Source organism: Rhodococcus sp. P3_B8 (genome assembly GCF_056402775.1).
Map to the genome: position 1 here is coordinate 1 of NZ_JBFUGT010000360.1, position 6017 is coordinate 6017.

The window sequence follows — 6017 nt, forward strand, 5'->3', positions numbered from 1 at the left end:
GTTCCTCAACGTCCACGGTGAGGGTGATCTTCCGGTAGCGGGGGCTGTCCGCGACATTCATGGCGGGAGGTTACCCGCGGTGGCAGATCCCGAATCAGAGTCGGCTCCCGCGGGGAATTGCTGGTATCGGACCACATGGCCTCTGCTCAGTGGATCGACACGCACGTGCATCTGGTGGACTTCCTGCAACATCCCGCCGCCGTGCACGAATTACGCGACACCCTGGTCGACGCCGGTGCGCAGCGCGCCGTGGTGTTCGGTCTCCCGCTGAAGAAGAAGTGGTCGACGGCCGAGCCGGTGCGGCCGGACTACTACCTCGACGACAATTCGCCGTGTCATTACCACTCGCTGACCGACGCCATCGTCCTCGACCTGCTACCCGAACTCGAATCCGACGGCCGGTTGACGGTGGCGCCGCTCGTCTGTGGTTTCGATCCCACCGACCGCCTCGCGGTCGAGCATGTCGAATTCGTGTGGAATCGCACCGATCGCTGGGCCGGTGTCGGTGAGGTCATGTTCCGTCACGACGACCTCACGAATCTCACGCTCGGCGAGGTGCCCTCTCCCGACCACGTGGCGATGGACGAGGTTCTCGCGTTCTGCGCCGAGAAGGAGGTGCCGATCTCGCTCCATCACGACTCCGCCTCGACCGGAATGCCGGGCAGGCACGAATACATCGGCGCACTCGAGCGAGCCCTCGAACGGCATCGGTCGACCTCCGTCGTCTGGTGCCACGCGGGCGTGTCGCGCCGCGTCGACCCCAGCGGTCAGTTGGGCCTGGTCCGCGAACTACTGGGTCGGCACCCGAACTTGACCGTCGAACTGTCGTGGGTGCTGCTGGATCGAATCGTCGACGGCTCCGACGTCGCCGCCGACTGGGTGGAGGTGATCACCCGGCATCGCGACCGATTCGTCGTCGGCACGGACACCGTGGGCAGGGCGGAGACGGTGAAGACCCGGGGACGTCAAATCCGTACGTTGCTGGGTGCGCTACCCGTCCCGGTCGCGCACCAGGTTGCCGTCGTCAACGCCGAACGGTTGTGGTTCCCCTGACGACGGACTGGGTACTTGCTGAACCCGGAAACAGTGAGTGATCAGGAAGGGACGTCATGCGCGTCGAGCACATCACGGTGGTCGTGCCCGCCCACGACGAGGAAGCGTTGCTGCCGCGGTGCCTGGAGGGCCTGCATACCGCCGCGCAGGCGGTGTCCGTGCCGGTCACGACGGTGGTGGTGCTCGACGGGTGCACCGACGGCAGTGACGCCGTCGTCCGCAGGGCGGGTGTCGACGTCGTGGTCCTGGGTGCGCGGAACGTCGGAGCGGCCCGGCGTGCGGGTTTCGAGTCGGTCGCCCCGCGCCCGCACGAGTGGTTCGCCACGACGGACGCCGACTCGCGCGTCCCCGCGCACTGGCTGTCGTCCCACCTGCAACACGCGAGTCGTGGGGCGCAGTTGGTGGCGGGCACGGTGGCGGTCACCGACTGGTCGGGGTGGCCCGACCACGTCCGGTCGCGGTACGGCAGCGCCTACCGGTCCGGCGCCGCCCACGGGCACGTGCACGGCGCATCCCTCGGATTCTCCGCGGACCTGTATCGGGCGGCGGGAGGGTTTGCCGCACTGCCCGCGCACGAGGACGTGGATCTGGTGCAGCGGATGGTCGAGCGGGGAGCGAACGTGGTGTGGAGTATCGATGCCCCGGTGGAGACATCTGCGCGAGTCGACGCCCGCGCGCCGCAGGGTTTCGCCACGTACCTCGAAGGACTGCAGGACCGATGAGCGCCGACGTCACCCACGACAGCAGCCCCACCGACGCCGCAGTGCGGGCGATCATCGGTGCGGGGGACGCGGAACTGCCGCTGCCCGGCGGAGGCTCGACCGCAGCCCGGTGGGCACGGCTGACGCAATGGTGCCGCCACGACCTCTCGGTCGGCCGGCTCCTCGAGGCACACGCCGACGCGGACGCGATCCTCGCCGAAGTCGACGGCACCCGCTCCGGCCGGAACGAATTCTGGGGCGTGTGGGCCAGCGAGCCACCACACCCCGTCCTGCACGCGTCCCGCGACGTCACCGGGTGGCGCCTGCGGGGGACCAAGGCATGGTGCTCCGGGGCGTCGATGTGCACGCATGCCCTGGTCACGGCACGAGTCGACGGGCAACCCCGCCTGTTCGCCGTCGATCTGCGGGAACCGGGGGTCACGGCGGGACGCGGAGGCTGGCGGAATCCGGGCATGGCGGCGACCGACACCGAGTCGGTGACGTTCGACGGTGTTCCCGCGCGACCGGTGGGCGCGCCCGACGAGTACCTGGATCGTCCCGGGTTCTGGCACGGCGGCATCGGGGTGGCGGCGTGCTGGTTCGGGGGCGCACTCGCCGTCGCGGAACCGCTGCGGGTGCGGGCCCGGAGTGGCCGCGCGGACAGTCACCAGCTCGCGCACCTCGGCGCGATCGACGTCGCCGTCAGCGCGGCACGATGGGCACTCGAATCGGCGGCCGGGGAGGTGGACGCGAGCCCCCTCGACCGGAGATCCGCCCAGGTGCGCGCGTTCCGGGTGCGGGCGCTGATCGAACGGACCGCGAGCGAGGTGATCGACCGCGTCGGCCGAGCGCTGGGCGCCGCGCCGCTCGCGACCGACGCCGACCATGCCCGCAACGTCGCGGACCTCCTCGTCTACATCCGGCAATCCCACGCCGAACGCGATCTCGCGACACTCGGCGCACTCGTCGCGGGGGAGGACTGACAGTGGACAACGGCACCAGATTCCGGGAGATCCCCGTGGCCGCGCGCGGCACACCGGAGGACGAATGGCAGCCGTGGCTGGCGTCCACCCGCTTCCAGCCGGTACCACTCGCGGAATGCGACCGGTTGGTCGTCGTCGCACCACATCCCGACGACGAGGTACTCGGCGTGGGCGCGCTGATGGCCGCCGCCGCGGCCGCCGACATACCCGTCGTGGTGGTGGCGGTGACGGACGGTGCGGCGTCCCACCCGGACTCGCCGACGCTGTCGCCCGACGCCCTGGCCGCCGCCCGGATCGCCGAATCGAACCAGGCGACAGCACTGTTGGGTGTCGGGGAACCACTGCGACTCGGAATACCGGACGGCGGGGTGAGCGCACACGAGCACGCACTCACCACCGGCCTCGTGGACGTGCTCACCGCGACCTCCGGTGAAGGGGAGAGCGTGTGGGTGCTCGCGACCTGGCGAGCCGACGGCCACCCCGATCACGAAGCCACCGGACGAGCTGCGGCAGCAGCTTGCTCGATCACCGGGCACCGACTGATCGAGTATCCGGTCTGGATGTGGCACTGGGCCCGGCCTGCCGATCCGGCGGTGCCCTGGAACCGGATACGCGTCCTGACCCCGGCCGCCGAGATCCTGGCACGCAAACGCCGTGCCGTCGACGAATTCCGGACCCAGATCCTCCCGCTGTCCGAGGACCCGCGGGACGCCGCGATCCTCCCGCCGTGGGTGCTCGCGAGACTGATGCGGACAACGGAATGGGTGCTGTGGTGAGCGCGATGGATCCCGGCTACTTCGAGACGATGTACGCGGACTCGGCGGACCCGTGGGGCTTCGACGAACGGTGGTACGAGCGCCGCAAGTACGCGCTCACTCTCGCGGCCCTGCCCCGTCCGCACTATCGACGGGCGTTCGAACCGGGGTGCTCTATCGGCGTGCTCACGGCGCACCTGGCGCGGCGCTGCGACCGGGTCGTCGCAACGGACGTGGTTCCGCGCGCCCTGGAGAGCGCACGGGACCGTCTGCGGCGCGAAGGAGTGGCCGACCGGGTGGAACTCGGCCTCGCATCGCTGCTCGACCCGTGGCCGCCCGGCGCCTTCGACCTCGTCGTGCTCAGTGAGGTGCTGTACTACCTGACGCCCGCCGACCTCGCCACCACGCTGGGACGTGCCGTCGACGCCCTGGAAGTCGGTGGCACTCTCGTGGCGGTCCACTGGCAGCATCCGGTACCCGAGTACCCGCAGACCGGCCGCGCGGTGCACGAGACGGTCGCCGCGACGGACGGCCTCCACCGTGCCGGGGCGTACCAGGACGCGGACTTCCACCTCGACGTCTACACCCGAGGTCCGGTGCCCTCGGTGGCCGCGGCGGAAGGGTTGAGCTGACCGGGCGCCGCGCTCACTGTTCGGGCAGGCTGCCCGTCTCGAGGAAGATGACGCGCCTGCCGATCTCGACCGTGTGGTCGCAGAACCGCTCGTAGAAGCGGCCGAGCAGGGTGATGTCGACGGCCGACTGGACACCGTGCGGCCAGTCCTCGGCCTGGGTGATCGTGAACAGGCTCCGATGGAGTTCGTCCATCGCCTCGTCCGCCGTCAGCAATCCGCGTGCGCGTTCGGGATCGCGGTGTTGCAGAACCTGCTCCGTCTCCTTCGCCTGCGCGACGGCRACGGCGCCCATCTCGGTGAACACGTCCAGGACCTCGTCAGGAACGACGTGGTCGGGATGCCGTCGGCGGGCGATCTTCGCGATGTGCACCGCGAGTCCGCCCATGCGGTGCAGATCCGCGGAGATGTGGAGGCCGCCAACCATGAACCGGAGGTCGTGCGCGACCGGCGCCTGCAGCGCCAGCAGTGCGAAGGCCCGCTTCTCCCAGTGCGCCGCGGCATCGTCGAGTTCGCCGCTCACATCGATGACGTGCTCGGCGAGCTCGAGGTCTGCCTGCAGCAGTGCGTCGCTCGCCTCCGACATCGCGGTAACGGATAGCCGGCACATGGAGGCGAGATCGCCGGACAGGCTGTCGAGGTTTTCCGCGAAACGAGTACGCATCGGCTCAGCCTAGGGGTGTTCCGTGACAACTGCCTCGATCTACCGGGGGTCGGCGTGGGCGAGCTTCCGGTATCCCTGCGCGCCTGCACGGTCTACCGCCGCCTTGACCAGGCCGAATACGGTGCCCTGCACGGCCGCCGCGATCAGCACCTCGCGGGTGCTGCGTGTGAGATCCTTGGGGTCGGGAGCCTCGGATTCGCCGGCGACGCGCTTCCACACCTGACCGAAGGCCGCACTGGCCGCGATTCCGCCGGCGACACTCGCGGCCAGCGCCAACGGTTTGTACATTGCCTTCGACACAGCACTCATGTTCCCGCCCTTCACATTCGATCACGTCGATCACTCTCGTACGGCGAGTACCCGGAATCGCCGTCCTCACACCGCGATGCCGCGCCGCCGGAGATTGTTTGGTTCGACGCCAGGTTGGGGACAGTGTTCTGTATGACCCACGAATCAGCTGGAGAGCCAACTCGCATCGTCGTGGTGGGAAGCGGCTTCGCCGGATTCGAATGCGCACGCGCTCTCACGCGGCGCCTCCGGGGGACCGATACCCGCATCACCATGATCTCGGCGCACGACTACATGCTCTACACACCGCTCCTGCCCGAGGTGGCGGGCGGAATCCTGGACGCACGGTTCGTCACCGTTCCGCTGTCCGAGGCGCTGCCGAACGTCGAACTGGTGAAGGGCAACGTCGATTCCGTCGACTTCGAGGCCCGCACCGTGCACGTGACCGACTGCGAGCAGGGCGTCGAGGACGTGGCCTGGGACCGGGTGGTGCTCACCCCCGGGTCGGTGACGCGCCTGTTCGACATTCCCGGTCTCGCCGAGCACGCCAGGGGACTCAAGACGCCGGCCGAGGCGCTGTACTTCCGCGACCAGCTCCTCACCCAGATCGAACTCGCCGAGCGGGACACCGATCCTTCGGTCGCCGACGCCCGCCGGAYGGTCGTCGTAGTGGGTGCCTCCTACGCGGGCACGGAACTCACCGCCCAACTGCGCGCCCTCGCCGACGAAGCGGCCGCGCGGCGAAACCTCGACCCCGCGAAGATCCGGTTCCTGCTGCTCGACGCCGCCGACAAGGTGATGCCGGAGGTGGGGGAGAAGCTGGGCGGCAAGGTACTGGATGTGCTGCGCTCCCGCGGCATCGACGTGCGACTGGAAACCACCCTCACGGAACTCGGACCCGAACACGTCACGCTCGACGACGGCACCGTGATCCCCACCCGCAC

General features: G+C 69.4%; 8 protein-coding genes. 6 read left to right on the forward strand and 2 right to left on the reverse strand.

The window, feature by feature from the left end; translation table 11 throughout:
• Window positions 1-135 precede the first annotated feature (135 nt).
• The 5 genes from AC1D1G_RS40210 to AC1D1G_RS40230 are packed head-to-tail and all read left to right on the forward strand — an operon-like array spanning window position 136 to window position 4124.
• Entirely contained in the window at window positions 136-1053 is a 918-nt protein-coding gene (locus AC1D1G_RS40210) for an amidohydrolase family protein (protein WP_477956382.1), read from the forward strand.
• Between the two features lie 56 nt (window positions 1054-1109).
• The gene (locus AC1D1G_RS40215) at window positions 1110-1775 is read left to right on the forward strand and encodes a glycosyltransferase family 2 protein (RefSeq protein WP_477956383.1); all 666 of its coding nucleotides are present in this window, start codon (window positions 1110-1112) and stop codon (window positions 1773-1775) included.
• Complete coding sequence (locus tag AC1D1G_RS40220) at window positions 1772-2737, forward strand: acyl-CoA dehydrogenase family protein (protein ID WP_477956384.1); 966 nt, start codon at window positions 1772-1774, stop codon at window positions 2735-2737. The genes AC1D1G_RS40215 and AC1D1G_RS40220 overlap by 4 nt, the downstream gene beginning before the upstream one ends.
• Window positions 2738-2739: 2 nt before the next feature.
• Window positions 2740-3513, forward strand: a complete 774-nt coding sequence (locus AC1D1G_RS40225; protein ID WP_477956385.1) for a PIG-L deacetylase family protein — start codon at window positions 2740-2742, stop codon at window positions 3511-3513.
• Window positions 3498-4124: a class I SAM-dependent DNA methyltransferase gene (locus AC1D1G_RS40230; protein WP_280783152.1), complete on the forward strand. Its 627-nt coding sequence runs from the start codon at window positions 3498-3500 to the stop codon at window positions 4122-4124. The genes AC1D1G_RS40225 and AC1D1G_RS40230 overlap by 16 nt, the downstream gene beginning before the upstream one ends.
• 13 nt (window positions 4125-4137) lie before the next feature.
• On the opposite strand, the gene phoU is transcribed toward AC1D1G_RS40230, so the two are convergent.
• Both phoU and AC1D1G_RS40240 read right to left on the reverse strand, forming a co-directional pair.
• A complete protein-coding gene (gene phoU, locus AC1D1G_RS40235; protein ID WP_105417489.1) occupies window positions 4138-4785 on the reverse strand; it encodes a phosphate signaling complex protein PhoU in 648 nt (215 codons plus the stop codon).
• Between the two features lie 39 nt (window positions 4786-4824).
• Window positions 4825-5094, reverse strand: a complete 270-nt coding sequence (locus tag AC1D1G_RS40240) for a DUF4235 domain-containing protein (protein ID WP_280783154.1) — start codon at window positions 5092-5094, stop codon at window positions 4825-4827.
• A 132-nt stretch (window positions 5095-5226) separates the two neighbouring features.
• On the opposite strand from AC1D1G_RS40240, the gene AC1D1G_RS40245 reads away from it, so the two are divergent.
• The coding region (locus AC1D1G_RS40245; RefSeq protein ID WP_477956386.1) for an NAD(P)/FAD-dependent oxidoreductase at window positions 5227-6017 on the forward strand (791 nt) is incomplete at its 3' end.